This is a genomic window from Streptomyces sp. NPDC006487, assembly GCF_042870555.1.
In the GTDB taxonomy this organism is placed as follows: domain Bacteria; phylum Actinomycetota; class Actinomycetes; order Streptomycetales; family Streptomycetaceae; genus Streptomyces.
Map to the genome: position 1 here is coordinate 170,583 of NZ_JBIAHN010000005.1, position 24,062 is coordinate 194,644.

Annotated in this window: 21 protein-coding genes; 7 read left to right on the forward strand and 14 right to left on the reverse strand. The window is 71.9% G+C overall.

Annotation, left to right across the window (positions count from 1 at the left end; translation table 11 throughout):
• Positions 1 to 2 precede the first annotated feature (2 nt).
• The 4 genes from ACFYM0_RS10260 to ACFYM0_RS10275 all read left to right on the forward strand — a co-directional run bounded on the left by ACFYM0_RS10260 (position 3) and on the right by ACFYM0_RS10275 (position 3,674).
• Positions 3 to 647 (forward strand): hypothetical protein, encoded by a 645-nt coding sequence (locus ACFYM0_RS10260; protein WP_388498853.1) that lies wholly within the window; start codon positions 3 to 5, stop codon positions 645 to 647.
• A 110-nt stretch (positions 648 to 757) separates the two neighbouring features.
• On the forward strand, positions 758 to 1,024 hold the full coding sequence (locus ACFYM0_RS10265) for a ferredoxin (RefSeq protein WP_388499352.1): 267 nt from the start codon (positions 758 to 760) through the stop codon (positions 1,022 to 1,024).
• On the forward strand, positions 1,017 to 2,411 hold the full coding sequence (locus tag ACFYM0_RS10270; RefSeq protein WP_388498856.1) for an NAD(P)/FAD-dependent oxidoreductase: 1,395 nt from the start codon (positions 1,017 to 1,019) through the stop codon (positions 2,409 to 2,411). Before ACFYM0_RS10265 ends, ACFYM0_RS10270 begins: the two co-directional genes overlap by 8 nt.
• Before the next feature lie 24 nt (positions 2,412 to 2,435).
• Positions 2,436 to 3,674 carry a cytochrome P450 gene (locus ACFYM0_RS10275; protein WP_388498859.1) on the forward strand — a complete coding sequence of 413 codons (1,239 nt, stop codon included), beginning with the start codon at positions 2,436 to 2,438 and terminating at the stop codon, positions 3,672 to 3,674.
• A gap of 31 nt (positions 3,675 to 3,705) precedes the next feature.
• Here ACFYM0_RS10275 and ACFYM0_RS10280 read toward each other — a convergent pair whose 3' ends face one another.
• The 11 genes from ACFYM0_RS10280 to ACFYM0_RS10330 form a co-directional block, all read right to left on the reverse strand.
• Complete coding sequence (locus tag ACFYM0_RS10280; RefSeq protein WP_388498861.1) at positions 3,706 to 3,957, reverse strand: EF-hand domain-containing protein; 252 nt, start codon at positions 3,955 to 3,957, stop codon at positions 3,706 to 3,708.
• 158 nt (positions 3,958 to 4,115) lie between these two features.
• Positions 4,116 to 5,255 (reverse strand): mechanosensitive ion channel family protein, encoded by a 1,140-nt coding sequence (locus ACFYM0_RS10285; protein ID WP_388498864.1) that lies wholly within the window; start codon positions 5,253 to 5,255, stop codon positions 4,116 to 4,118.
• Between the two features lie 204 nt (positions 5,256 to 5,459).
• Entirely contained in the window at positions 5,460 to 6,293 is an 834-nt protein-coding gene (locus tag ACFYM0_RS10290) for an amino acid ABC transporter ATP-binding protein (RefSeq protein ID WP_388498867.1), read from the reverse strand.
• 7 nt (positions 6,294 to 6,300) lie between these two features.
• A complete protein-coding gene (locus tag ACFYM0_RS10295; protein WP_388498870.1) occupies positions 6,301 to 7,101 on the reverse strand; it encodes an amino acid ABC transporter permease in 801 nt (266 codons plus the stop codon).
• Positions 7,098 to 7,946: an ABC transporter substrate-binding protein gene (locus ACFYM0_RS10300; protein WP_388498872.1), complete on the reverse strand. Its 849-nt coding sequence runs from the start codon at positions 7,944 to 7,946 to the stop codon at positions 7,098 to 7,100. Before ACFYM0_RS10300 ends, ACFYM0_RS10295 begins: the two co-directional genes overlap by 4 nt.
• A gap of 180 nt (positions 7,947 to 8,126) precedes the next feature.
• The gene (locus ACFYM0_RS10305) at positions 8,127 to 9,029 is read right to left on the reverse strand and encodes an ABC transporter ATP-binding protein (RefSeq protein ID WP_388498875.1); all 903 of its coding nucleotides are present in this window, start codon (positions 9,027 to 9,029) and stop codon (positions 8,127 to 8,129) included.
• On the reverse strand, positions 9,026 to 10,000 hold the full coding sequence (locus ACFYM0_RS10310; RefSeq protein ID WP_388498878.1) for an ABC transporter ATP-binding protein: 975 nt from the start codon (positions 9,998 to 10,000) through the stop codon (positions 9,026 to 9,028). The genes ACFYM0_RS10305 and ACFYM0_RS10310 overlap by 4 nt, the downstream gene beginning before the upstream one ends.
• Entirely contained in the window at positions 9,997 to 10,896 is a 900-nt protein-coding gene (locus tag ACFYM0_RS10315; RefSeq protein WP_388498880.1) for an ABC transporter permease, read from the reverse strand. Before ACFYM0_RS10315 ends, ACFYM0_RS10310 begins: the two co-directional genes overlap by 4 nt.
• Positions 10,893 to 11,873 carry an ABC transporter permease gene (locus ACFYM0_RS10320; RefSeq protein WP_388498882.1) on the reverse strand — a complete coding sequence of 327 codons (981 nt, stop codon included), beginning with the start codon at positions 11,871 to 11,873 and terminating at the stop codon, positions 10,893 to 10,895. The genes ACFYM0_RS10315 and ACFYM0_RS10320 overlap by 4 nt, the downstream gene beginning before the upstream one ends.
• Positions 11,870 to 13,543, reverse strand: a complete 1,674-nt coding sequence (locus tag ACFYM0_RS10325) for an ABC transporter substrate-binding protein (protein ID WP_388498883.1) — start codon at positions 13,541 to 13,543, stop codon at positions 11,870 to 11,872. Before ACFYM0_RS10325 ends, ACFYM0_RS10320 begins: the two co-directional genes overlap by 4 nt.
• A 102-nt stretch (positions 13,544 to 13,645) precedes the next feature.
• Positions 13,646 to 15,328 carry an amidohydrolase gene (locus ACFYM0_RS10330; RefSeq protein ID WP_388498886.1) on the reverse strand — a complete coding sequence of 561 codons (1,683 nt, stop codon included), beginning with the start codon at positions 15,326 to 15,328 and terminating at the stop codon, positions 13,646 to 13,648.
• Positions 15,329 to 15,457: 129 nt separating this feature from the next.
• Between ACFYM0_RS10330 and ACFYM0_RS10335 the strand changes: the two genes are divergently transcribed.
• Complete coding sequence (locus ACFYM0_RS10335; RefSeq protein WP_388498889.1) at positions 15,458 to 16,153, forward strand: TetR/AcrR family transcriptional regulator; 696 nt, start codon at positions 15,458 to 15,460, stop codon at positions 16,151 to 16,153.
• Positions 16,154 to 16,305: 152 nt separating this feature from the next.
• On the forward strand, positions 16,306 to 18,012 hold the full coding sequence (locus tag ACFYM0_RS10340; protein ID WP_388498891.1) for a flavin monoamine oxidase family protein: 1,707 nt from the start codon (positions 16,306 to 16,308) through the stop codon (positions 18,010 to 18,012).
• Between the two features lie 27 nt (positions 18,013 to 18,039).
• On the opposite strand, the gene ACFYM0_RS10345 is transcribed toward ACFYM0_RS10340, so the two are convergent.
• Entirely contained in the window at positions 18,040 to 20,079 is a 2,040-nt protein-coding gene (locus ACFYM0_RS10345; RefSeq protein WP_388498893.1) for a prolyl oligopeptidase family protein, read from the reverse strand.
• A 153-nt stretch (positions 20,080 to 20,232) separates the two neighbouring features.
• On the opposite strand from ACFYM0_RS10345, the gene ACFYM0_RS10350 reads away from it, so the two are divergent.
• Positions 20,233 to 21,480, forward strand: a complete 1,248-nt coding sequence (locus tag ACFYM0_RS10350; RefSeq protein WP_388499353.1) for an MFS transporter — start codon at positions 20,233 to 20,235, stop codon at positions 21,478 to 21,480.
• 10 nt (positions 21,481 to 21,490) lie between these two features.
• Here ACFYM0_RS10350 and ACFYM0_RS10355 read toward each other — a convergent pair whose 3' ends face one another.
• Together ACFYM0_RS10355 and ACFYM0_RS10360 are read right to left on the reverse strand one after the other, a co-directional pair.
• Positions 21,491 to 22,759, reverse strand: coding sequence for an MFS transporter (locus ACFYM0_RS10355; protein ID WP_388498896.1), 1,269 nt, complete (start codon positions 22,757 to 22,759; stop codon positions 21,491 to 21,493).
• A gap of 11 nt (positions 22,760 to 22,770) precedes the next feature.
• Entirely contained in the window at positions 22,771 to 24,054 is a 1,284-nt protein-coding gene (locus ACFYM0_RS10360) for an alkaline phosphatase family protein (protein ID WP_388498899.1), read from the reverse strand.
• Between the last annotated feature and the right edge of the window lie 8 nt (positions 24,055 to 24,062).

Here is a 24,062-nt window from a genome sequence, read left to right on the forward strand (position 1 = left end):
GCATGAGACCAGAAGCTCCGGAGACCGCCCCCCGGCAGAGCCTGAGCACCCCCAGGGCGGCGGGGCTCGCGGGGATCCTCTTCGCCGCCCTCATGGCGGCGGCGATCGTGCTGGCCCGGATCGCCCTCCCGTCGGGGGGCGGCGCGGCCGAGATCGAGATCACCTCCGGGCAGCGGGACGCGGTGACCACGGCGCTGGAGCTCGTGCCCTTCGCGGGCATCGCCTTCCTGTGGTTCATGGGCGCGCTGCGGGAGCACTCCGGCGAGGCCGAGGACCGGTTCGTGACCACCGTCTTCCTGGGCAGCGGGCTGATCTTCGTCGCCAGCCTCTTCGGCGCCGCCGCGGCCGCCGGGACGGTGCTGGACGCCGGTCAGCCCCAGGACTTCGGCCGCCACTTCGCCTACAACCTGCTGACCACGTACGGGATGCGGATGGCCGCCGTGTTCGTGTTCGCGACCTCCACGATCGGCCGCCGGCTCGGTGTCTTTCCGCGCCCGCTGGCCCTGACCGGGTACCTCGCCGGTCTGGTGCTGCTCGTGGCGGGCTCCTCCCTGCCCTGGTCCGAGCTGGTCTTCCCGGCCTGGGCCCTGCTCGTGAGCCTGTACATCCTGCGGTCGGGCCGGGGCCGCCCCAGCCCGGCCCCCTGACGGGCGCCCCCACCCCTCACTCCAATGGCCGCCCCCTGCGAGCTTCCCGGTACCACCGCGCGCACGCTGGTGCGGAAGGCCCAGGGGGGCACCGAAAGGACCACACCTTGCTGAGGCTCGTCGTCGATCTCAACCGGTGCCAGGGATACGCGCAGTGCGCCTTCCTCGCCCCCGACGTCTTCGCGATGCACGGGGACGAAGGGCTGCTCTACGATCCGCAGGCCGAGGAGGCCCAGCGCGAGCGCGTGGCCCAGGCCGCCGCCGCCTGCCCCGTGCAGGCCATCCTCGTGGACGATCTGGACCGGTCGGACGGCGCCGCCCCGCGCACCCCGGCGACCGCGTCCGCCGGAGCCGGAGGGGAGGCCTCCGATGGCTGACACCGCCCTGGACCAGCTCAAGCGCTCCGGCCGGATCGTGGTCGTCGGTGCCTCGCTGGCCGGCCTGCGCGCCGCGGAGGTCATGCGGGAGAAGGGCTTCACCGGCTCACTGACCCTGGTCGGCGACGAGCGCCACGAGCCGTACGACCGCCCGCCGCTGTCCAAGCAGGTGCTGCTGGGCAAGGCCGACGCCGACCACACCCTGCTCCCCCGACGGCTCGACATCGACGCCGAATGGCGCCTGGGCGTCGCGGCCACCGGGCTCGACATGGCGGCCCGTACGGTCAAGCTCGCCGATGGCGAAGAGGTCCCGTACGACCGTCTCCTGATCGCCACCGGCGTCCGGGCCCGGCCCTGGCCGAACGAGGCCGAGGGCGAGCTCGACGGGGTCTTCACCCTGCGCACCCGCGAGGACGGGGCCGGCCTGGCCCGCGCCCTGGCCGCCGGACCGCGCCGGGTCCTGGTCATCGGCGCCGGGTTCACCGGCTCCGAGATCGCCTCGGCATGCCGGGAGCGCGGGCTGGACGTGACCGTCGCCGAACGCGGCGACGGTCCCCTGGTCGGCGCCCTGGGCGGGGTGATCGGGGCGGTCGCCGCCGAACTCCACCGGGAGAACGGCGTGGACCTGCGGACCGGGATCATGGTGACCGGACTGGAGGGCGACGCCACCGGACGCGTGCGGGCCGCACACCTCTCCGACGGCACCACCCTGGAATGCGACGTGGTGGTCGTCTCGCTCGGCGCCCAGCGCAACACCGAGTGGCTGACCGGCTCCGGACTCGGCGCGGGTCCGCGCGGCATCGCCTGCGACGCGGGCTGCCGGGCCTTCGACCTCCGCGGGATCGTCACCGACGACATCTACGTGGCGGGCGACGTGGCCCGCTCCCCGCACGCGCTGTTCGGCTACCAGTTCCTCTCCCTGGAGCACTGGGGCAATGCGGTGGCGCAGGCCGAGACCGCCGCCCACAACATGCTGAGCGAGGGCACCGACCGCCGGCCGCACCTGTGGGTGCCCGCGTTCTGGTCCTCGCAGTTCGGGGTGAACATCAAGTCCGTGGGCGTGCCCTCCATGGGCAGCGAGATCATGATCACCCAGGGGTCTCGGTCAGAGCGCCGGTTCACCGCGGTCTACGGCTACCAGGGCCGGGTGATCGGCGCGGTCACCTTCGACAACGGGCGCTGGCTGCAGTTCTACGAGAAGCAGATCGAGGCCTGCGCGCCCTTCCCGCCGCCGTTCACCACGGTGGACCGGCGCTCCGACGGGCACCGGCCGATCCCGGCCGACTTCCCGGACCCCTCCGTGCCCACGCACGGCCCGACCATCACCCTCAGCGGGTACTCGCCGGCCGACCGCCGGATCGCCACCTTCACCCCCGCCGGGCACTGACCCGCACGTACCCGGAGGACCCCCATGGCCCACGGCATCCTGAGCCAGATCCTGGACTATTCCAGCCGCGCGAACCCGTACCCGCTGTACGAGGAGCTGCGCAAGACCCCCGTCTTCCACGACGGGACCGGACCGTACGTCATCAGCACCTACTACGACATCCAGAGCCTGCTGCACGATCCGCGGCTCAGCTCCGACGCCCGCAACCTGGCCGCCACGGCCGGGGACCCACTGGCCGAGGGCGGGGAGGCGGAGGAGACCGCGCTGCCGCCGAGCTTCCTGAAGCTGGACCCGCCGGAGCACGACCGGCTGCGCCGGATGACCAACCGGCCCTTCGGGCCGCCGCACTCCCCGCGCCGCGTCGACGGAATGCGCGGCGGGCTGAAGGACATCGTCACCGGTCTCATCGACAACCTCGGGGACACCGAGAACATCGACCTCGTCGACCAGTTCGCGTACCCGTTCCCGGTGACGATGATCTGCCAGCTGCTCGGCGTACCGCGCGAGGACGAGCCCAAGTTCCACGTCTGGGCCGACACCCTCGCCGCGAGCCTGGACCCCGATCCGGACGCCGATCCCGCCGAACGGCAGCGCAAGACCCACGACTCCCGCATGGAGCTGGGCATGTACCTGGCCGGGCTGATCGAGCAGCGCCGCAAGGATCCCGGCGAGGACATGCTCTCCCAACTGGCCGTGGGTCACGGCCCGGACGAGTCCATGTCCACCATGGAGCTGCTGAGCACGGCGGCCCTGCTGCTGATCGCCGGCCACGAGACCACGGTCAACCTGATCACCAACGGGATGCTGACCCTGCTGCGCAACCCGGACGTGCTGGCGCAGTTGCGGCAGGAGCCCGGACTGGCCGTGCCGCTGGTGGAGGAACTGCTGCGGTTCGAGCCGCCGGTGCAGTTGCTGCCGCAGCGCACCCCGCTCGTGGACATCGAGGTCGGCGGGGTCACCATCCCGAAGGGCTCCTCGATGTGGCTGATCCTGGCCTCCGGCAACCGGGACCCCAACCGCTTCGAGAACCCGGACCGCTTCGACCCGTACCGCAAGGACATCCAGCACCTGGGCCTGGGCAGCGGAATCCACAGCTGCTTCGGCGCCCCGCTGGCACGGCTGGAGGCCCAGCTCGCGCTGAGCGAGCTCGCCCGGCGGCTGGAGAACCCGCGGCTGCTGGAGGATCCGCCGCCCTACCGGCAGAACGCGGTCCTGCGCGGACCCCGGCACCTGCGGATCGCCTGCGACGGGGTCCGCGACTGAGCCGGAACTGATCTCGGGGCCCGCCCCGCGGCTACCAGCCGAAGCGCCGGTCGACCTCGCGCTCGAACTCCTCGAAGGTCAGGACGCCGTCACCGTCCAGGTTCGCCTGGTCGAAGAGGGCCGAGGAGGCATCCGCGTCACCCACGGCCCAGAAGGGAAGGTCCCCGTGGGCGGCGAGGGTGGGGCCCTTGCTGCGCAGGGCCGTGATCACCTCGACGCGGGTCAGCACCCCGTCGCTGTTCAGGTCGAGCGCGTCGAAGAGCTTGCGGGCCTTCTCACTCATGAGGTGGTCCTTTCGATGGGCGGCGAGGTGCGGGAGACGAGGGGGCGCGAGCCCCCGGGCCGTCAGCTTATGACTCGCCCCCGCGCCACCCGCCTCCGGTGTCCCCCACTCCCCGCAGGCGGGTGGCGGCGCGGCGGGGTCCCGTCCCGCTCGCTCCGCTACCGCGCACCGTCCGCCAGGGCCGGGACCGGCGCCTCGCGCTGCTGCGGGACCGCCGCGACCGGCGGAGCCGGCTGTGCCGCGGCCGCGGTGAGCGGCACGGACCGGGAGTCCTCCTGGTGGAGCGCGACCGTCCGCGTGGGGGCCGGGATCGAGATGCCCTCCGTCCGGAACCGGCTGTGCAGGCGCTTGATGAACTCGTGCTTGATCCGGTACTGGTCACTGAACTCGCCGACGCCGAGGATCACCGTGAAGTTGATCCTGGAGTCCGCGAAGGTGTGGAAGCGTACGGCTCCTTCGTGGTCGGGGACCGCGCCGTTGATGTCCGCCATCACCCCGTCGACCACCTCGAGGGTCACCCGCTCGACGTGCTCCAGGTCGCTCTCGTAGCCCACTCCCACCTGGACCATGATCGACAACTGCTGTTCCGGCTGGGTGAAGTTGGTCATGTTCGTGCGCGCGAGCCGCCCGTTGGGGATGATCACCAGGTTGTTCGACAGGTTGCGGACCACGGTGTTGCGCCAGTTGATGTCGACGACGTACCCCTCCTCACCGCTCGTCAGACGGATGTAGTCACCGGGCTGCACGGTCTTCGAGGCGAGGATGTGCACGCCCGCGAAGAGGTTGGCCAGGGTGTCCTGCAGAGCCAGGGCCACCGCCAGACCGCCCACGCCGAGGGCGGTGAGCAAGGGAGCGATGGACACGCCCACGGATTCGAGGGCGACGAGCACGCCCATCGCGAGCACCAGGACGCGCGTGATGTTGACGAATATGGTGGCCGATCCGGCCACTCCGGTCCGCGCCTGGGCCACGGACTGGACGAGGCCGGCGATGACGCGCGCCACGCCGACCGTGGCGACGAGGATCAGCAGCGCGGTCAGCGAGTGGTTCACCCACCCGGAGACGCGTGCACTGAGCGGCAGCGTCGAGGCGGCCACGGCGGCGCCGGCGATGACGGCCGCCGCAGGTGCGAGGGTGCGCAGCGCGTCGACCATGATGTCGTCGCCGCTCCACCGGGTCCTGAGGGCGTGCTTGGACAGCCACCGCACGAGGGCGCGCAGCAGCAGCCCGGCGAGACCGCCCGCGACCAGCGCGATGCCGGCGATCAGCCAGTCGTGCAGGACGAGGTCCCGGCTCAACGGACGTCCTCCGCTACTCGCCGGACCAGGGAGGCGGGGGCCGGCCCGGCGGGCCGCCCGATGAGGGGTGTGGTCACCTTGTCACCTGTCAGTTCGTCGTGCGTGGGGCCGCGTTCGCGCATGCGTGCGCATCCGGAACGGACTGCCATCCTGCCCCATGGGCAGCGCGGCGCCGAGCTCGGGCCCGGCGGGTGCACGACTCGCTCAGGCGTCCGCGGCCCGGCCCCCTTCCTCGCCCCGGGGCCCGGGCGGCTCGGCCGCCGCCGGGTCCAGGATCCGGTTGAGGAAGCTCCTGGTCCGCTCCTGCCGGGGATTCCCGACCACTTGGGCCGCCGGGCCGTGCTCGACGATGACCCCGCCGTCCATGAACACGACCCGGTCCGCGACCTCGCGGGCGAAGCTCATCTCGTGGGTGACCACCATCATCGTCATGCCCTCGCCCGCCAGGACCCGCATCACCGCGAGTACCTCGCCGACGAGTTCGGGGTCCAGCGCCGAGGTCGGCTCGTCGAAGAGCATCACTTCCGGGCCCATCGACAGGGCCCTGGCGATCGCCACCCGCTGCTGCTGGCCGCCGGACAACTGGGCCGGGTACGCCTCGGACTTGTCGGAGAGGCCGACGCGGGCGAGGTTCTCCCGGGCCACGGCCTCCGCCTCGGCCTTGCTCCGGCCCAGGACGCGGCGCTGGGGCAGGGTGAGGTTCTCGCGCACGCTGACGTGCGGGAAGAGGTTGAACTGCTGGAAGACCATCCCGATGCGGCGGCGCACGGCGTCGATGTCGACGTCCAGGTCCGTGACCTCGGTCCCGCCGACGAAGACCCGGCCCTCGCTGGGCTCTTCGAGCAGGTTCACACAGCGCAGCAGCGTCGATTTGCCCGAGCCGGAGGGCCCGATGACGCACACCACCTCGCCGCGGGCGATGTCGAGGTCGATGCCGCGCAGGACGTGGTTGGCGCCGAAGGACTTGTGCAGTCCGCGGATCTCGATCTCCGGGCCGTCCGTGGCCGTCGTGTCCACCGCTGGGGTCTTCTGTGGCATGTCTTCCTCACACGGCCTTGTCCGCGCGGGCCTCCAGGCGGCGCACCACGAAGCTCAGCGGCACGGTCACCAGGAGGTAGCACAGGCCCGCGACCAGGATCGGGGTGGAGTTTGCGGTCTGGCTGGCGAGGTCCCGTCCGAACTTCGTCAGTTCGCGCTCGGACAGCGTCACGCCGAGGAACAGCACGAGCGAGGAGTCCTTGAAGAGCAGGACGAGCTCGTTGGTGAGGGGCGGGATGACGATGCGGAAGGCCTGCGGGATGACGACCGAGACCATGGCCCGGGCGTGCGAGAAGCCCAGCGAGCGGGCGGCTTCCATCTGCCCCTTGGGTACCGCCTGGATGCCGGCCCGAATCGTTTCCGCCATGTAGGCGGCGGCCACCAGTCCCAGGCCGATCGCGACCTTGCCGTACGTGCCGCCCGGGATCTCCGTACCGGGGAACGCCAGGGGCACCGCCACGCCCACGAAGATGAAGATCAGCAGGGCCGGGAGCCCCCGGAACAGCTCGATGTAGACGCTGGCGACCCACCGGTACGGGGCCACGGAGGAGAGCCTCATCATGGCGATGACCAGGCCGAGGACCAGGCCGAGGAGGAACCCGGACATCGTGTAGACGACCGTGTTGCGCAGGGCCGTGGTGATGATCTCCGGGAAGAGCCGCAGCGCCAGGTCCTTCTGGGCGAACTGGTTCTGCAGCCTCCCCCAGTCCGCGGAGACGGCGATCAGCACCAGCACCGCGGCGAAGAGCGCGTACTGCAGTCCCTGCGAGACCCGGCGGCGCTGGCGCCGGGTCAGCCGGGAGGTCACGGGGTGGTCTGGGGCAGCGGGCCGATCCACTGCTCGTAGAGCTTCTTGTAGGTGCCGTCGGCCTTGGCGTCGGTGATCGCCTTGTCGATCGCGGCCACCAGGGCGGTGTTGCCCTTCTTCACCGAGAAGCCGTACTGCTCGCCCGTCTCGATGTTCTGTCCGAGGGTGAACTCCGCCGCGTTCTTGGGGTCCTTGAGCCAGCCCTGGACCACGGGGTAGTCGATGACGACGGCGTCCACCTGGCCGGTGCGCAGTCCGTTGATGACCGCGTCCGAGCTCTCGAAGGCGACCGGGTCGAAGCCCTGGGCCTTGGCGTAGCTCTCGCCGGTGGTCCCGGCCTGCACGCCCAGCTTCTTCGCCTTCGCCTTGAGGTCGGCCAGCGAGGTGACGCCGCTCTTCTTGGTGGCGAGCAGTGCCTGGGTGGCGTCGAAATAGGGGACGGAGAAGTCGACGTTCTTCTTGCGCTCGTCGGTGATCGTCATTCCGGCGGCCGCGAGGTCGCACTCGCCGGAGTTCAGGAAGGCTCCGGTCTTGAAGTTTTCGAAAGGCGTGTCGAGGATCTTCTGCTCGACCTTGAGCCGGGTCGCCACCAGGTCGACCAGCGCCACGTCGAATCCGACGACCTTGCCGTCCTGCTCGAACTGGAACGGCGGATAGGGCAGGTGGGTGCAGGTCGTCAGTTTGCCCTTCTCCACGACGGGCACTCCGCCGGCCGCCTCGCTCGGGCCGTCATCGCCCGAGGAGCATCCCGCGACGAGGAAAGCGCCCGCCGCCGCGGCCGCGGCGGCGACACGGATTCGGGGACCTGCGGGGCGCTTGCGGTTTCCTCTGGCCGTCCGGAACACGGTTGACCTCCACGAGTGCGGGTCGAGCGGCGATCACGGGCGGGACCGTCCGCGGCGATCGTAAGCCACGGGCGGCGCCCGCTGAGGGATCTTCCGCCATGCGTTCCGGGGGCGCCAGGGCGGATCCCGGCCATGATCACCCGACTGCCCGGGGCGGGCTCGTACGAACCCGCCCCGGCGTCACGCCCCTGCTGCCGCCGCCTTCACCGCAGGAGCCGTCGCCGTCAGCGGGTCCAGCTCCCGGCGGCGCCGGCTGATCGAGTCGGGGTCCCAGCCCGGACGGGGTACGGAGGCCAGCAGCAGCCGGGTGTAGGGGTGCTCGGGGTCGGTGAGGAGCTCGCCCACCGGGCGGTGCTCCATCGTGCGGCCGCGGTACATGACGAGCGCCTCGTCGCAGACGTAGCGGACGACGGCGAGGTCGTGGCTGACGAAGACCAGGCCGATCCCGGTGTCGCGCCGGATGTCGGAGAGCAGGTTGAGCACCTGCGCCTGGACGGAGACGTCGAGGGCGGACACCGCTTCGTCGAGCACCAGGACGGCGGGTTCGACAGCCAGCGCCCGTGCGATCGCGGCGCGCTGGCGCTGGCCGCCGGAGAGCCTGCGGGGCAGGGCGGCGGCCTCGCGGTCGCCGAGGCCGACTTGGGCCAGCAGTTCCCGTACCCGTGCGGCCCGGGCCGTCCGGTCGGACATGCCGTGCAGCCTGAGCACGCCGTCGACGGTCTCACCGATGCTGATCCGCGCGTCCAGGGAGAGGTAGGGGTCCTGGAAGACGATCTGCACGGCCTTGGCGCGGGCCAGCCGGGCCGGCCTCCCCCGTACGGAAGCCGCCAGCGGCCGGCCCTGGACCAGGATCTCGCCCGCATCGGGGCGTTCCAGGCCGATCAGCATCCGGGCCGTGGTGGTCTTGCCCGAACCGGATTCGCCGACGATGCCGAGCGCCCCGCCGGCCCGCACGGAGAACGTCAGGTCGTCGACGGCGACGACCTCCGTCCCGCCCGTCCGGTAGGTCTTGCGCAGGCCGCTCACCCGGAGGAGTTCCGGAGAGAGGTCCGGGGTGGCGTCCTTGCTCGGAAGGTTGCTCAACTGTCCTCCTTCAGGCCGATTTCGGCGGCGCGGTGGCAGGCGACTTCGGCCGGTCCGTGCCGCACGAGCTCCGGCGCGGACCGGTCGCAGCGGCCCGGTTCGGCGAACCGGCAGCGGGGTGCGAACGCGCAGCCGGGGGCCGATTCCAGCAGGCCCATCGGGGCGCCGGGGATGGGAGTGAGGCGGGCCAGGGGGCCCGCGAGGGGCGGGGAGGATCCGAGCAGCCCCGCGGTGTAGGGGTGCCGGGGAGAGGCGAAGAGTTCCGCGACGGGCGCCGTTTCGACGATCCGGCCCGCGTACATGACGTAGATCCGGTCGCTGACGGAGGCGGCGAGCTCGATGTCGTGGGTGATGAGGAGGAGCCCGAGGCCGCGTTCGCGCTGGAGCCGGCCCAGGACCGCCAGGATCTCGGCCTGGGTGCTGACGTCGAGCGCGGTGGTCGGCTCGTCGCAGAGCAGGAGCCGGGGTTCGGCGGTGAGGGCCGCGGCGATCACGACGCGCTGGAGCATGCCGCCGGAGAGCTCGTGCGGGAACTGGTTCAAGTGGCGGACGGGGTCGGGCAGGCCGACCGCGTCGAGCAGTTCGGCGGCCCTGACGTTCGCCCGGGCCTTGGACCAGCCGTGCACCAGGCGCAGCGGTTCGGTGAGGAAGTCCCCGACCCGGCGTACCGGGTTGATGGCGGCCCGGGGGTCCTGGTAGATCATCGCCGCTTTGTCGGTGCGCACCTCGCGCAGGCTCGCGGGGGTGGCGCCGACGAGGTCGGTGCCGTCCACCCGGACCCGGCCGCCGATCTCGGCGCCCTGCGGGAACAGGCCGAGGGCGGCGCGGGCGGTGACGGATTTGCCTGAGCCGGATTCGCCGACCAGGGCGACGACCTCGCCGGCCGCGACGGTGAGGCTGACTCCGTCGAGGAGGGGGCGGGCCATCGCGGGAAGGGTGACGCGCAGGGCTTGGTAGTCGAGCAGTGTCATCGGGAGTCCCTCCCCGCGAGCCGGTCGCCGAGGTCTTCCCCGACGACGTTGAAGGCGACCACGACCAGGACGACCGCCACGGCCGGCGCGATCGCGGAGAGCGGCTGGCCCTGCAGGACGGCCGCCTGCCCCTGGTTGATCATGGCTCCCCAGTCGGGGGTGGGCGGCTGCACGCCGAGTCCGAGGAAGGAGAGGGCGGCGAGGTCGAGCAGCGCGTAGCCGAAGTTCACCGTCGACTGTGCGAGCAGCGTCGGGGCGATGTTGGGCAGCAGCCTGCGGACGGTGACGTAGAGGGGCGAGTGGCCCTGCACCTGGTAGGCGGCGATGTAGGGCCGGGACTTCTCCCGGACGGCCAGGCCCCGTACGAGGCGTGCGGTGTACGGCATGTAGGCGATGGCCATGGCGATCACCGGAGCCGTCATCCCCTTGCCGAACAGGGCCACCGCGAGGATCGCGAGGAGCAGCGCGGGGAAGGCGAACAGGACGTCGAGGACCCGGCCGACGGCGGTGTCGATCCAGCCTCCGCGCCAGGCGGTGAAGAGGCCGACGGCGACACCGAGGATCGTCGAGAACAGCACGACCGCAAGCGGTCCGGCCAGGCTGGTCCGGGTGCCGACGACGAGCGCCGAGAGGGTGTCGTGGCCGCCCTGGTCGGTGCCCAGCCAGTGCTGGGCGCTCGGCCCGAGGAGGGTGTCGCCGAGCTGTCCGAAGGTGGGGTCGTACGGGGCGATCCAGGGGCCCAGGATCGCGAGGAGCACGAACAGGACGAGGAGCGCCAGGCAGGTCCGCTGGAGCCGGCCGCCGCCGAGGCGTCGCAGCCGGGCCAGCGGATCGCGCCGGGCGCGGGGGGTACGGGGGGTGCGGGTCGTGACCCCCGTTTCGGGAAGGGTGCTCATCGGGCGCTCCCCGCCGCGGCCGTGCGCGGATCGATCAGCGGGTGGACCAGGTCCACGAGGGCGTTGACGACGACGAAGGCGCCCACCACGAGCAGCACGATGGCCTGGACGACCTGGAAGTCGAGCTGGTCGACGGACTGCACCAGCAGGGAGCCCACGCCGGACATTCCGAAGGCGGTCTCGACGATCGCGGTGCTGACCAGCATGCCGGAGACCAGGAGCGCGGAGACGGTGACGATCGGTCCGAGCGCGTTGCGCAGGACGTGCCGCCTGATGACGGTGCGCCGTGGAGCTCCGCGGCTCAGCGCGACCTCCACGTGGTCGCGGCTCAGCTCGTCGAGCATGGCCGAGCGGGTCACGCGGGTCACCAGGGCGGTGAAGGTGACGGAAAGGGCCGCCGCCGGGAGGATCACGTGGTGCAGCCGGTCCATGAGGCCTTCGCCGTTGCCGATGGTGGGGAACCAGCCCAGCTCCACCCCGAACACCGACCTGAGCAGCAGGGCGGCGACGAAGGCGGGGGCGGCCGCGCCCACCGTGACGAGCAGCATCAGGGAGCGGTCGGTGCGCGAACCCCGGCGCAGCGCCCCGATGATGCCGGAGCCTATGCCGAACACGGCGATCATCAGGCCGGATACGGCGATCAGCAGCATGGAGGAGGGCAGCCGCGACCAGATGACCGCGGAGACGTCCTGGTGGAAGAGGTAGGAGCGGCCGAAGTCGCCGTGCAGCACCCCTTCGAGCCAGTTCCAGTACCGGACCAGGAAGGGTTCGTCGAAGCCGTACTGGCTGCGGAGCGCGGCCAGGTCCTCCGGGCTGGGGCTCCGTCCCTTGACGAGGAAGCTCGCCGGGTCCCCGGGTGCCAGGAAGAGGGAGGAGAAGACGAGGAAGGAGGTGACGAGCAGGGTCGCCGCCATGCCGGCGAGCTTGCGCAGCACCCGTACGGCGCGTGTCTTCGCGGCCGTCGCCGCGGCCGTCATCCCTTGGCTCCGATCTCGGCCGCCCACGGGTAGTAGAGGTAGGCGATGGAGGGCTGGACGCCGGTGATCTTCTTGCCCATGAAGACGCTGACGGGGAGGGTGTAGAGGGGCAGCCAGGGCAGTTCGCGCGAGGCGATCTTCTGCGCCTCGGCGTTGGCTGCCGCGTGCCCGGCCGGGTCGTAGGACCCGACGGCCTTCTCGACGGCCGCGTCGAAGGCCGGGTCGGACCAGTTGCCGTAGTTGCTGAAGGCGCCGGTCTCCAGCGAGGCGAACATGTCGAGCGGGTCGGTGATGGACGTGTACCAGAAGGTGAGGAAGAGGTCGATGCCCTCGCGGGCCGCGGGGTCGGTGAAGAGGGTCGTGTACTTGTCCCCGGAGAGGGATTCGATCCGCGGCTTGAGCCCGATGGCGGTGGCGGCCTGGGCGACGCCCTGGGTGATGATCGTGGTCTGCGAGTCCAGCGGGCTGGTGGCGATCACGACCTCCTGGCCGTTCACTCCCGCCTCGGCGGCGAGCGCCTTGGCCTTGGCCGGGTCGTACGGGTACTTCTGCAGGTCCTTCAGGAGGGCTTCGCGGGCCGCGGGGGGTGCGTCGGCCCACAGGTTGTCGGTGACGAGCGAGTCGGAGACCTCGCCGACCCCGCCGGCCCCGGCCTTGACGATGCCCTTGCGGTCGATGGCCATGAGGAGGGCCTGGCGGACCTTGGGGTTGCCGAGGGGGCCCTTGAGGTTGGCGACGACCTCGTCGGCGACGGTGGTGTTGCGGCCGAAGTAGAGCTTTCCGGCCTCGGTGGAGCCGAGTTGGGCGTAGGCGTTCGGCGGGACCATCCAGCCGCCGTCGACCTCGCCGCTCTGGAAGGCGTTGACGCGGGTGGTGGTATCGCCGAGGAAGACGAACTTCACCTCGCCGGACTTGGCCTTGAGCTCCTGGTTCCAGTACCCGTCGAACCGCTTGAGGGTGAGGGACTGGCCGGAGGTCCAGGATCCGAAGGAGAAGGGGCCGGTGCAGTTCACTCCGGTCTGCGGATTGCCGTAGTCCTTGCCGGACTTGGCCAGGGTGGCGGCTGATTCCACGGTGCCGGGGCTCGCGGCCAGGTACTTGTTGAAGGTGGAGTCCGGCTTGGTCAGCGTGACGGTGACCTCCATCGGGCCGGTCTTGTCGATGGACTTGACGTTCTTGTACTGGTTCGCCCAGACGCTGCCGGTCCCGGGGTCGAGGTTGCGGCTCAGGGAGGCGACGACGTCGTCGGCGGTGAGCACCGTTCCGTCGTGGAAGTGCACGCCGGGGCGGATCTGGTAGACCCAGGTGGTCGGCGTCGGGTTGGCGTACGAGGCCGCGAGGCCCGGGGAGGTCGTCAGATCGGGGTTCCAGCGCAGCAGGCTCTCGCAGACGTTGGCGAGGATCTGGTTGGGCGGGAAGTCGAAGGAGTACGCGTAGTCGATGGTGGTCGGCTCGGCGTAGACGGACCAGGTGAAGGAGTCGACGTTGCCGGCGGCTGCGGGCGTCTTGTCCGTGATCTTGTACGCGGTGGCCCGGTCCGCGTCCTTGTCGGGTGCGGCGCCGCCGCAGGCGCTCGTGACGAGTACGGCGGCCGCGGCGAGGGCGGCCGCGGCGCCGTTGCGGATGCGGCGGCCGCGGTGCAGCGGGGATCCCGATCGGGTTGATGACATCGTCTGACTCCCTGAGGGATGAGCTCGGTGGGGTGGGTGACGCTCGGCCGTGGCGGATCGGCCGGTGGGGATGCGGGCGGTCGCGGCTCAGTCGGTCGCGGCTCAGTCGGTCGCGGCGAAGACCAGTTCGCCGTCGATGTACGTGCGCAGCACGCGGGTGTCGGCGATTTCCATCGGGGGATGCGCGAAGGGGTCCCGGTCGAGGACGACGAGGTCGGCGTACTTGCCCTCCTCCACCGTGCCGGTCACCTCGTCGAGGTGGTTCACCCATGCGCTGCCGGCGGTGTAGGCGGTGAGCGCCTGGGAGAGCGTGAGGGCCTGCTCCGGGAAGAACGGCGGCGCCGGCTCGAAGGTCCCGGTCGCGTTGGGGGCCTCGTCGGGTACGGAGCGGTTGACCGCGACGTGGATGCCCCAGAGCGGGTTGGGGCTGCTGACCGACCAGTCGCTGCCGGCGACCAGACGGGCTCCGGCGCGCTGAAGGTCGCCGAACGGGTACTGGAGGCGGGCTCGTTCCGGTCCCAGGAAGGGGATCGTGAGTTCGTCCATCTGGGGTTCGTGGGCGGCCCACAGGGCCTGGATGTTGGCGGCCGCGTCCAGGCTCGCGAAGCGCTCGATGTCCTCGGGGTGGACGAGCTGGAGGTGGGCGAGGTGGTGGCGGTTGTCGTTGGCCCCGTTGGCGTCGCGGGCCTCGGCGAGCGCGTCGAGCACCTCGCGCACGGCACGGTCGCCCAGGGCGTGGAAGTGGATCTGGAAGCCGGAGCGGTCGAGGCGGGCCACGGCCTCGGTGAGCACCTCGGGCTCGATGAAGCTGAGTCCGGAGTTGCCGGTGGCGCAGCCGCAGCCGTCGAGGTAGGGCTCCAGCATGCCGGCCGTGAAGTTCTCGGCGATGCCGTCCTGCATGATCTTCACGCTGGTGGCGTTGAAGCGGCCCACCTGTCCCCCGGCGCGGCGCTCCTCCAGTTCGGGTATCTGCTCCAGGCCGCGTTCGCGGTCCCACCACAGGGCGCCGACGACGCGGGCGCGCAGGGAGCCCTCGCGGGCTGCGCGCAGGTAGACGCCGTAGTTGTCGGGGTTGCCGGGGAAGGAGCCGATCATGGCGTCCTGCCAGCTGGTGACGCCGAGGGAGAAGAGGTGTTCCTGTGCGGCTAGCAGGCCCGCGTGTGCCTCGTCGGGCGTCGCGAGGGGCACGTGGTGGGCCACCAGCTCCACGGCGCCTTCCTGGAGGGTGCCGGCCGGGCTTCCGTCTTCCTCCCGCTCGATCCGGCCGTCGGCCGGATCGGGGGTGGTGCGGTCGACGCCGGCGATCTCGAGCGCCCTGGTGTTGACCCAGGCGCCGTGGCCGTCCCGGTTCGTGAGGAGGACGGGCCGGTCCGGGACCACGGCGTCGAGCATGGCGCGGGTCGGGGTGCCGCCGGGGAAGATGTCCATCGACCAGCCGCCGCCGCGGATCCAGGCCGCCTCGGGGTGGGTCCGGGCGAATTCCGCGACCACCGCGAGGTAGCCGTCGATGGTGCGCTCCTCGCTGAGGTCACAGCCGAGCATCTGGACGCCGGCCACCGCGGGGTGCACGTGGGCGTCCTGGAATCCGGGGACGAGCAGTCCTCCCGCGAGGTCGACGACCTCGGTGTCGGCGTCCGCGAGCGAGCGGACGGTGGCCGCGTCGGCGACGGCGATGATCCGGCCGCCTCCGACGGCGACGGCGGCGTCGATCGGGGTCGGAGAGGTCCCGGTGAAGACCCGCCCCCCTACGAAGACGATGTCGGCACGCTGCCTGGTGTTGCCCATCGACGCATCCTTCGGCTCGGCGGGTGAGCCCCGCACGGCTGGTTCGTTGAGGAGGAGTGAACGGGAGCGCAACAATGTTGTCAACGGTGTTGCGCTGGCTCTGTTCCACATCGTTACACTGGCCCCACCATGCCGAAGTCATCCGACACACCCGCCCGGTCCAAGCGCGCGGGCAGCCAGCTCACACCCGACGCGATCATCGAAGCGAGCCTGCGCATCGCGGCTCGCGGCAGCGAGGACGCCTTCACCGTCCGACGGCTCGGCGAGGAACTCGGCGCCGACCCGACCGCGATCTACCGGCACTTCCGCGACAAGGACGAGCTGTTGCTGTCGGTCGCCGACCGGATGCTCCGCGAGGTGCTCGACAGCATCCCGGCGGGGCTCGACTGGAAGGACCGGCTTCGGGCACTCGCCGAAGGTTCCCTCGAAGTCGCCCTCAGGTACCCGGTGGTCGGCTCCACCATGGCCAGCCGGACCACGCGCAGGCCCAACGAGTTCCGTGTCGTGGAGCTGATCCTCGGCGCGGTGACGGAGGCCGGCCTCGAAGGGGCCGAAGCCGCCGTCCACTACCGGATGGTCGGCGACTCCCTCCTCGCCTACGTCGGCCAGCGCGCCGCCTACCTGCTGTTCGACGCGGACGTACGGGCCGCCGACGAGTCCTCCTGGAACCGCGAGTACCGCCTGGTCGACCCCGATGGATTCCCCAACATCACCCGGCTCGGCGCCCAGCTGGCCGAGGTCACGGAGGAGCAGATCTTCGCGACCAGGGTCGAGGCGCTGATCAACGCGATCGAGACCCGGGTCCGGACGCTGCGCGGAGCCTGATCCGGGGCCGCCGGCCCCCGATCACCCCGTCCGCGGACATTCCTCTGCCAAAAGTGGCGCAACACCGTTGACAACGGTGTTGCGTCACCGCTCTACTCCCCTCTCAGTTCGACTCCTCGCCGTCTCCGCAGGATTCCGAGAAGAGGGATCACATGCAGTACGCGCACCAGCCGGCCCACCGCGCCGGCATCCCCGACCCGCTCCGCACCGCGTTCGCCGCCCACGCCGAAGCCCGCCGCCGCGGCATGCCCGTCGCCGAGGTCCTCGGCGAGCAGGCCGAGCACACCCGCCTCGAGGACACCCGCCGCGAACGCGCCCGCCGCGCCGGGGAGCAGCCCGCCTCCGGCAGCCGTACGCCCAGCCGCCGCCGGATGCTCGGCGCCGCGGGCGCCGCGGGCGCCGCGGCCCTCGCCGCCGCCCTCCCCGGCGGCCTGCTCTCCCCGCGCCGCGCCGCCGCCGCGACCGGCGCCACCGCCCCGCGCGTCGTGATCGTCGGCGCGGGACTCGCCGGGCTGCGCTGCGCGCACCGGCTGTGGAACCGGGGCAACCCGGTCGCCACCACGGTGTACGAGGCCGACTCCACCCGCATCGGCGGCCGCTGCTGGTCCCTGCGCGGGTTCTTCTCGGGCGGCGCGGTCCACGAGCACGGCGGCTCCTTCATCAGCTCCACCGACACCGCGGTCCTCGAACTGGCCCGGAGCCTGGGACTGCAGCGGGAGGTCGCCAACGGCGGCGAGCTGCACGCCGGGGACTACGCGGGCTGGGTCAACGGGACTTCCTACCCGGGGCTCCGGCAGCAGGACGACTGGACCGCCGCCGCCTACGACGCCTTCAGCGCCTCGTACGCCGCCGCCGGCACCGCCCGCTACGACGGATACACGGCGGAGGCGTACCGGCTGGACCACCTCTCCTGCCTGGACTACCTCGACGAGATCGGCCTCGCCCCCGGATCCCGCCTCGGCCAGCTGATCCAGTCCCTCCAGCTCCAGTCGGGCGGCGAGCCCGCCGAGGCCTCCGCCCTGGGCATGATCGGCTTCCTCGGGGCCTCGTCGGTCTTCGCCGGCGGGCGCGGCTTCGACGAGAAGTACCACCTCGTCGGCGGGAACGACCAGCTCGTCAGCGGGATGGCGGCCCAGCTCCCGGCCGGCACGGTCCGCCAGGGGTACGCGCTCATCGCCCTGCGGCGGGGCGGCGACGGCTCGTACACCTGCGTCTTCGACCACGGCGGCAGCACCGTCTCGGTGCCGGCCGATCACGTGGTGCTGGCCCTGCCCTTCAGCACGCTGCGCGACGTGGACCTCTCCGGGGCGGGCCTCTCCTCCCGGAAGCTGACAGCCGTCCGCCAGCAGGGCATGGGCCAGAACGCGAAGCTCGTCACCGAGCTCTCGGCCAAGACCTGGCCCCAGCTCGGTTACAACGGCATCAGCAACACCGGCCCGGCCGGCTACCAGACGGCCTGGGACGGCTCGGTCGCGGGCGCCCCCAACGGGACACCGGCGCTGCTGGTCGACTTCCCCGGCGGGAACACCGCCCGCGACGTGCTCACCGGGGCCGCGCACGGCCCGGCGCCCGCCGCCGACGTGAACTGGTTCCTCTCCCAGATCGAGCGCGTCTACCCGGGCACCACGGCCGCGTTCACCGGCAGGGCGTACGAGGACCACTGGTCCCGGGCCCCGTGGCAGCGGGGCGCCTACCACTACTACAAAGTCGGCCAGTACACCTCGATCGCCGGCTGCGAGGGGATCCAGGAAGGACGGATCCACTTCGCGGGGGAACACACCGACGTGGAGAACTCCACCCTGAACGCGGCGGTTTCCTCCGGCGAGCGCGTCGCGGCCGAGATCGGCTGCCAGATCTGATCCCGGGCCGCGCGCACCGCGCCGGGGTCACTTCTTCGGGGTCAGCCGCTCCCACAGGAAGGTGTGGACCAGCGCCTCGTTGAAGGCGGTCTGACCGTGGTCGGTGGCGCCCGAGTGGCCGCCGCCGAGGTGCTCGTGGAAGAGGACGGGATGCCCCGACTCCCGCAGCCGGGCGGCCATCTTGCGGGCGTGTCCGGGGTGGACGCGGTCGTCGCGGGTCGAGGTCAGCAGGAGCAGCGGCGGGTACGGGGGCCCCTCCGTCCGGACCTGGTGGTAGGGGGAGATCCGCTCGAGGTGGGGCCGGTCGGCGGGGCTGTCCGGGTCCCCGTACTCGGCGATCCAGCTCGCTCCGGCGAGCAGCTTGTGGAAGCGCAGCATGTCCAGCAGCGGCACGTGGGCGACGACCGCGCCGAACAGTTCGGGGTCGCGGGTGAGCATCGCGCCCATGAGCAGCCCGCCGTTGCTGCCGCCTTCGATGCCGAGCTGGGCGGGGGTGGTGACGTCGCGGGCGATGAGGTCCCGGGCCACGGCGGCGAAGTCCTCGTAGGCCCGGACCCGGTTCGCCCCGAGCGCGGCCTTGTGCCAGTCCGGCCCGTACTCGTGTCCGCCCCGGATCCCCGCCACCACGTAGGTGCCGCCGCGCGCGAGCCAGGCGCGGCCGGTGACGGCGCTGTAGCCCGGGACCATGGAGACCTCGAAGCCGCCGTAGCCGTAGAGCAGGGTGGGCCCGGGGCCGGTCCGGTCCTCGGGTCCCACGACGAAGTACGGCACCCTCGTGCCGTCCGCGGAGCGCGCGAAGTACTGGCGGACCGCGAGGCCGGCGGTGTCGAAGAGGGCCGGGCCCTGCTTGACGGTCTCGTCGGCGCCGGCCGGGGCCGTACCCCGGTAGAGGGTGGACGGCTGGAGGTGGCCGGAGACGTTCAGGAAGAACTCGTCGCTCACGTCCGGGTCGGTGCCGACCACGGAGGCCGTGGACAGCGGCGGCACGCCCGCGAGCGGGGTGCGGCTCCAGCCGTCGGGGCCCGGCCCGGGGGTCAGGATCTCCAGTCGGGAGGAGACGTCGGCGCTGGTGGTGAGGATCAGGTGGTGGCGGGTCCAGCTCCAGCCCGCGAGGGCGGTGTGCTCGTCCGGGGTGAAGAGCACGGCCGCCTCCCGCTCCCCCGCCCGGAAGGCCTCGAAGTCGAAGGCGAGCAGGCTGCCCGCGACGTGGCCGAGCCACGGCGACTTCGGCGCGACGAGCAGCCATTCGCGGTGGACGGAGGCACTTGCGTCGTCCGGGACCTGGATCTTCTCGGGACCGGCCTGATCCGGGGTTCCGTCCCCGGGGAGGAGGAGCATTTCCCCGTTCCAGAAGTCGATCTGCCGGTGGACGAAGTCCCGTTCGAAGCCGGGAGTGTCATCGTGCCAGCCGGAGGCGGACAGGTCCGTCGGCCTGCCCTCGTAGACCAGTTCCGCCTCCGCGAGGGGGGTGTCGCGCCTCCACCGGCGCACCTGGAGGGGATAGCCGGACGCGGACATCGAGGCGGGGCCGAAGTCCGTGCCGATCCAGACCAGGTCCCGGTCGATCCAGCCGATCCGGGTCTTGGCCTCGGCGACTTCGAAGCCGCCCGCGACGAACTCCCGCTCCACCAGGTCGAACTCGCGCACCACGCAGGCGTCCGCCCCGTCGCGCGAGAGCATGACCAGGGCGTGGCGGTGATCGGGGGCCAGGACGGCGCTGCCCGCCCAGGCCCACTTCTCCCCCTCGGCCTCGGCGAGCGCGTCCAGGTCCAGGACCGGCTCCCACTCGGGCCGCTCCTTTCGGTACTCCTCCAGGGTGGTGCGCCGCCACAGACCGCGTACGTGGTCGGCGTCCTGCCTGAAGTTGTAGAGGTGGCGTCCCCGACGGGTCGTGTACGGGATCCTGCCGTCGTCGTCGAGGACCTCGCGGACCTCCGATTCCAGCACCTTGAACGCGGGGTCCGAGGCCAGCGCGGACACCGTTTCTTCGTTGCGTTCGCGCACCCAGGACAGGGCGGCCTCGCCGGTGACGTCTTCCAGCCAGAGGTACGGGTCTTCATCGCTCATCCGCCGATTGTGCAGGATCGAACGGCGGCCGCGAATCGCCCGGACCGGCCCCGTCCACGACCGAAAACCGGTTGCCCGGGGACGAGCGGGCACGGACGATGGCCCGTCGTGAGCAGATCCCGTTTCGCCTCCGTACTGCCCGACCTCAGCCCGATGCGGTCCAGCCCCGATTTCCGGCTGCTGTTCTACCAGGGCACGGTCACGTACTTCGGCTCGTTCATGGCCATGATCGCGCTGCCGCTCCAGATCAAGCACCTGACGGACTCACCCCTCGCGGTCGGTGCGATGGGCGCGGTGGAGCTGCTCCCGATGGTGGTCTTCGGTCTCTACGGGGGCGCCCTCGCCGACGCCGTTGACCGGCGGCGGATGATCCTGCTGACCGAGGCCGGGCTCGGCGTGCTCGCCCTGATCCTCCTGGTCAACGCGGCCCTGCCGAGTCCCCTGCTGTGGCCGCTGTACGTGGTCGCGGCCGGCGTATCGGCACTGACCGGCCTGCAGCGGCCGGCCATGGACTCGCTGATGGCACGGATCGTGCCGCACGACCAGCTCACCGCCGCCGCCGCGCTGAACGGGCTGCGCTACCAGTTCGGCGCCATCGCCGGTCCCGCCGTGGCCGGTCTGGTCGTCGCGTACGCCGGGTACGTCAGCGCGTACGCGGTCACCGTCGCGGGGTTCTTCGTCTCGGTACTGCTGTGCCTGCGGCTGCGTCCGGCTCCGCCCGCGCGGGACGCCGAGCGGCCCTCGCTGCGGGGGATCGCCGAAGGGGCCCGGTACGCGTGGAGCCGGCCCGTGCTGCTGGGCACGTACGCCGTGGACATGGCGGCGATGCTCTTCGCCTTCCCGAACGCCATCTTCCCCTTCCTCGCCGACGAGCTCGACGCCGTGTGGGCGCTGGGTCTGATGTACGCGGCGGGCGCGGTGGGCTCGCTGGCCCTGGGGCTGACCAGCGGCTGGGCCTCGCGGGTACGCCGGCACGGGCTGCTGGTGGTGTGCGGGGCCGCGGTCTGGGGCCTGGCCGTCGCGGCCGCGGGCTGGTCCGGGAACATCTGGCTCGTGCTGCTGTGCCTCGCGGTGGCCGGCGCGGGCGACATGCTCAGCGGACTCGGGCGCGCCACCATCTGGAACCAGACGATCCCCGAGGAGCTGCGGGGCCGGCTCGCGGGCATCGAGGTGCTCTCCTACACGGTCGGCCCGCAGCTCGGCCAGGTCCGCGCCGGCTCCATGGCCGGCTGGACCGGCACCCGCCCGGCCTTCTGGAGCGGCGGGCTCGCCTGCGTGGCCTCGGTGGCGTTGCTGGCCGCCCTGCTGCCGAAGCTGATCTCCTACGACGCGGACACCGACGAGGACGCCCTGCGGCAGCGGGCCGCGAAGGAGCCGCAGCCGAGCGGAGCACCGGCCTGAGCCGATGACCTCACCCCGCGGGGGGCTCCTCCCCCGCGGCGCGGCCGCGGCCCGCGAAGGCGGACGTCGCCGCGGCGGTGGCGGTCACGGCCAGCAGCAGTCCGCCGGCCGCCGCGGCCAGCGCCGGGCCCGGTCCCCACAGGGTCCAGGCGGCCCCGAAGAGCAGGGAACCCGCGAACCGTGCCAGGGCCTGCGCCGTCTGGAGCACCGCGAGCCCGGTGGTGCGCAGCCCGGGGGGCAGCAGCGGCCCGGCGGCGGCCATCAGTACCCCGTCGGTGGCCGCGTAGAACAGACCGAGCAGGCCGAGGACCCCGCACACGAGCGCGGGCCCGGGCGGTACCGGGGCCAGGAGCAGCAGGCAGGCGCCGAGCAGCAGCAGGTGGCCGCCGAGGAAGACCCGGTGGCGGCCCAGCCGGTCGGCGAGCCGGCCCACGGGCACGGCGGCCAGCAGGAACACGGCCGCGGTGCCGACCGCCAGCAGCGGGAACCAGGCGGCCGGCAGGTCCAGGCGGCGCTGGAGCAGCAGGTAGAGGAAGGCGTCCCCGACGGTGAACAGGCCGAGCCCGGCGGCGGTCAGACAGAGCCTGCGCAGGCCCGGGATCCGCAGGAGGGTGTCTGCGGATGGCGTCCCGGCTTCCGGCGCCGGCGCGGGGCTCTCCCGTACGAACAGTGCCAGCACCAGGACGCCCAGCACCGCGAGGCAGCAGCTGACGGTGAAGACGGCCCCGTACCCGTCCACCGCCACCGAGAGCACGCCGAACGCGGCCAGCGGTCCCAGCAGGGCCCCGGTCGTGTCCAGAGCGCGGTGCACGCCGAAGGCGCGGCCCTGCTCCCCCGGCGGGCAGGACAGTGAGATCAGCGCATCGCGCGGGGCGGTGCGCAGCCCCTTGCCGGTCCGGTCGGCGGCGAGCACCGCCGCCACCGACCAGGGAGTGGTGACCGCGAGCAGGGCGGCCTTGCAGGCGGCGGAGATCGCGTAGCCGGTGCCGGCGACGAGCTTGCGGCGCTGCGTGCGGTCCGAGACCCGTCCGCCCACGAGGCGCAGCAGCGCGGTGGCGCCCTGGCCGAGTCCGTCCAGGGCGCCGAAGGCGAGCGGGGACATCCCGAGTCCGGCCACCAGGTACAGCGGCAGGACGGCGGTGACCATCTCCGCGGAGACATCCGTGACCAGGCTGACCATGCCGAGCGCGAGCACCGTGCCGGGGACGGCCCGCAGGGGGCCCTTCGGAGCCGGAGGGTCTGCGGCGATGTCCGCCGCTCGGCTGGTCGACAGGTACACGGGTGCCTCCTTTAGAACCAGGTGAGGGTGAGGGGGAAGGTGGTGGTGGCGGTGGCTGTGGTGGTGTCGGTGGCGGTGGCGGTGATCTGGAGGGTTCCGGTGGCCCAGGGTTTGCCGGTGATGCGGCCGGTGGCGGTGTCGAGGGTCAGGCCCCAGGGGAGTCCGGTGGCGGCGTAGCGGACGGGGGGCTTTCCGCCCGTGGTGGTGAGCTGGATGGTGCAGTTCTGGTTGAACTTGCAGCTCTGCGGGCCGGGGTTGGCCAGCTTCAGGTCGGCCGAGGTCGGAGTCGGGGTGGGGGTCGGGGTCGGCGTGGGAGTGGGGGTCGGGGTGGGCGTCGGGGTGGGTGTCGGGGTCGTCGAGCCGAACACCTCGCTGATCGGCTGCACGTTGGCGGCGTTCCCGGCGTGCGTCGCCGTGCCGAACAGGTCCTCGAAGGTGCGCAGCAGGTGGTGGTGGTTGAAGGCCGTGGAATAGGTGCCCGTCTTGACGTTCGCTCCGTAGAAGACGGTGGCGATCTGGTTGGAGCCGAGGTAGTTGTCCTCGTCCCAGGTCAGCACCAGCAGGCTGTTGTTGGCCTTGGCCCACTGTGCGTAGGCGTCGATGTTGTTCTTCGTCCAGGTGTCACCCGTACCGACCGAGCAGGAGTGCATGTCGTTGCACTGGTTGGGGACGACGAACGACAGGTTCGGCAGCGCCGCGAAGTTGTTCTGGGGGAACTGCGCCCAGGTCTTGCCGGTGTTCAGCGGCACGTTCTTGAACGCGAACCACGGGTTGTGCTTCTGGGCGTACTGGCCGTTGGTGCAGGCCGTGGAACCCTCGCTCGGCAGGTCCTCGTTGTACGTCGCGAAGGTCTTGCCCGCCGCGATCAGCTCTTGGCCCAGGTTGGGCGCGGTCATCGACTGCGGGGTGTAGCAGCCGTCCCCGGTGATGCCCTGGGTGGCGCCGGAGAAGAGGTTGAAGTAGTTGGGCTGGCTGGGGTGGGTCAGCGCCTTCATGCCGGTCAGGCTCGCGCCGCCGCTCGCCAGCTGGTTGATGTACGGGGCGTTGGCGCTGCCCATGATCTCGCCGTACTGCTTGTTCTCGTACACGACGACGACCACGTGGTCGTACGCGGGCAGGGCGGCCGTGGCCGAAGGGGCCGCCGAACCGCTCTCGGCGGCTTGGGAGTTGGCGATGGTGAAGGCGCCCAGCAGGCCGATGGCGCCGATGCCTGCGATCAGGGCGGACCGGTGGAGCCGGTGTCTCGCGCGAGGGGTCGCGCTCGCGCTCGGTGTGGTCGGGGGGCTGAGGGGCATGGGTGGTT

What these genes read in the sequence shown, in the direction of transcription:
- ACFYM0_RS10260 (WP_388498853.1), top strand. Translation starts at nt 3, where the DNA reads ATGAGACCAGAAGCTCCGGAGACCGCCCCCCGGCAGAGCCTGAGCACC.
- ACFYM0_RS10270 (WP_388498856.1), top strand. Translation starts at nt 1,017, where the DNA reads ATGGCTGACACCGCCCTGGACCAGCTCAAGCGCTCCGGCCGGATCGTG.
- ACFYM0_RS10275 (WP_388498859.1), top strand. Translation starts at nt 2,436, where the DNA reads ATGGCCCACGGCATCCTGAGCCAGATCCTGGACTATTCCAGCCGCGCG.
- ACFYM0_RS10280 (WP_388498861.1), bottom strand. Translation starts at nt 3,957, where the DNA reads ATGAGTGAGAAGGCCCGCAAGCTCTTCGACGCGCTCGACCTGAACAGC.
- ACFYM0_RS10290 (WP_388498867.1), bottom strand. Translation starts at nt 6,293, where the DNA reads ATGCCACAGAAGACCCCAGCGGTGGACACGACGGCCACGGACGGCCCG.
- ACFYM0_RS10310 (WP_388498878.1), bottom strand. Translation starts at nt 10,000, where the DNA reads ATGACACTGCTCGACTACCAAGCCCTGCGCGTCACCCTTCCCGCGATG.
- ACFYM0_RS10315 (WP_388498880.1), bottom strand. Translation starts at nt 10,896, where the DNA reads ATGAGCACCCTTCCCGAAACGGGGGTCACGACCCGCACCCCCCGTACC.
- ACFYM0_RS10320 (WP_388498882.1), bottom strand. Translation starts at nt 11,873, where the DNA reads ATGACGGCCGCGGCGACGGCCGCGAAGACACGCGCCGTACGGGTGCTG.
- ACFYM0_RS10325 (WP_388498883.1), bottom strand. Translation starts at nt 13,543, where the DNA reads ATGTCATCAACCCGATCGGGATCCCCGCTGCACCGCGGCCGCCGCATC.
- ACFYM0_RS10330 (WP_388498886.1), bottom strand. Translation starts at nt 15,328, where the DNA reads ATGGGCAACACCAGGCAGCGTGCCGACATCGTCTTCGTAGGGGGGCGG.
- ACFYM0_RS10335 (WP_388498889.1), top strand. Translation starts at nt 15,458, where the DNA reads ATGCCGAAGTCATCCGACACACCCGCCCGGTCCAAGCGCGCGGGCAGC.
- ACFYM0_RS10340 (WP_388498891.1), top strand. Translation starts at nt 16,306, where the DNA reads ATGCAGTACGCGCACCAGCCGGCCCACCGCGCCGGCATCCCCGACCCG.
- ACFYM0_RS10345 (WP_388498893.1), bottom strand. Translation starts at nt 20,079, where the DNA reads ATGAGCGATGAAGACCCGTACCTCTGGCTGGAAGACGTCACCGGCGAG.
- ACFYM0_RS10350 (WP_388499353.1), top strand. Translation starts at nt 20,233, where the DNA reads ATGCGGTCCAGCCCCGATTTCCGGCTGCTGTTCTACCAGGGCACGGTC.
- ACFYM0_RS10360 (WP_388498899.1), bottom strand. Translation starts at nt 24,054, where the DNA reads ATGCCCCTCAGCCCCCCGACCACACCGAGCGCGAGCGCGACCCCTCGC.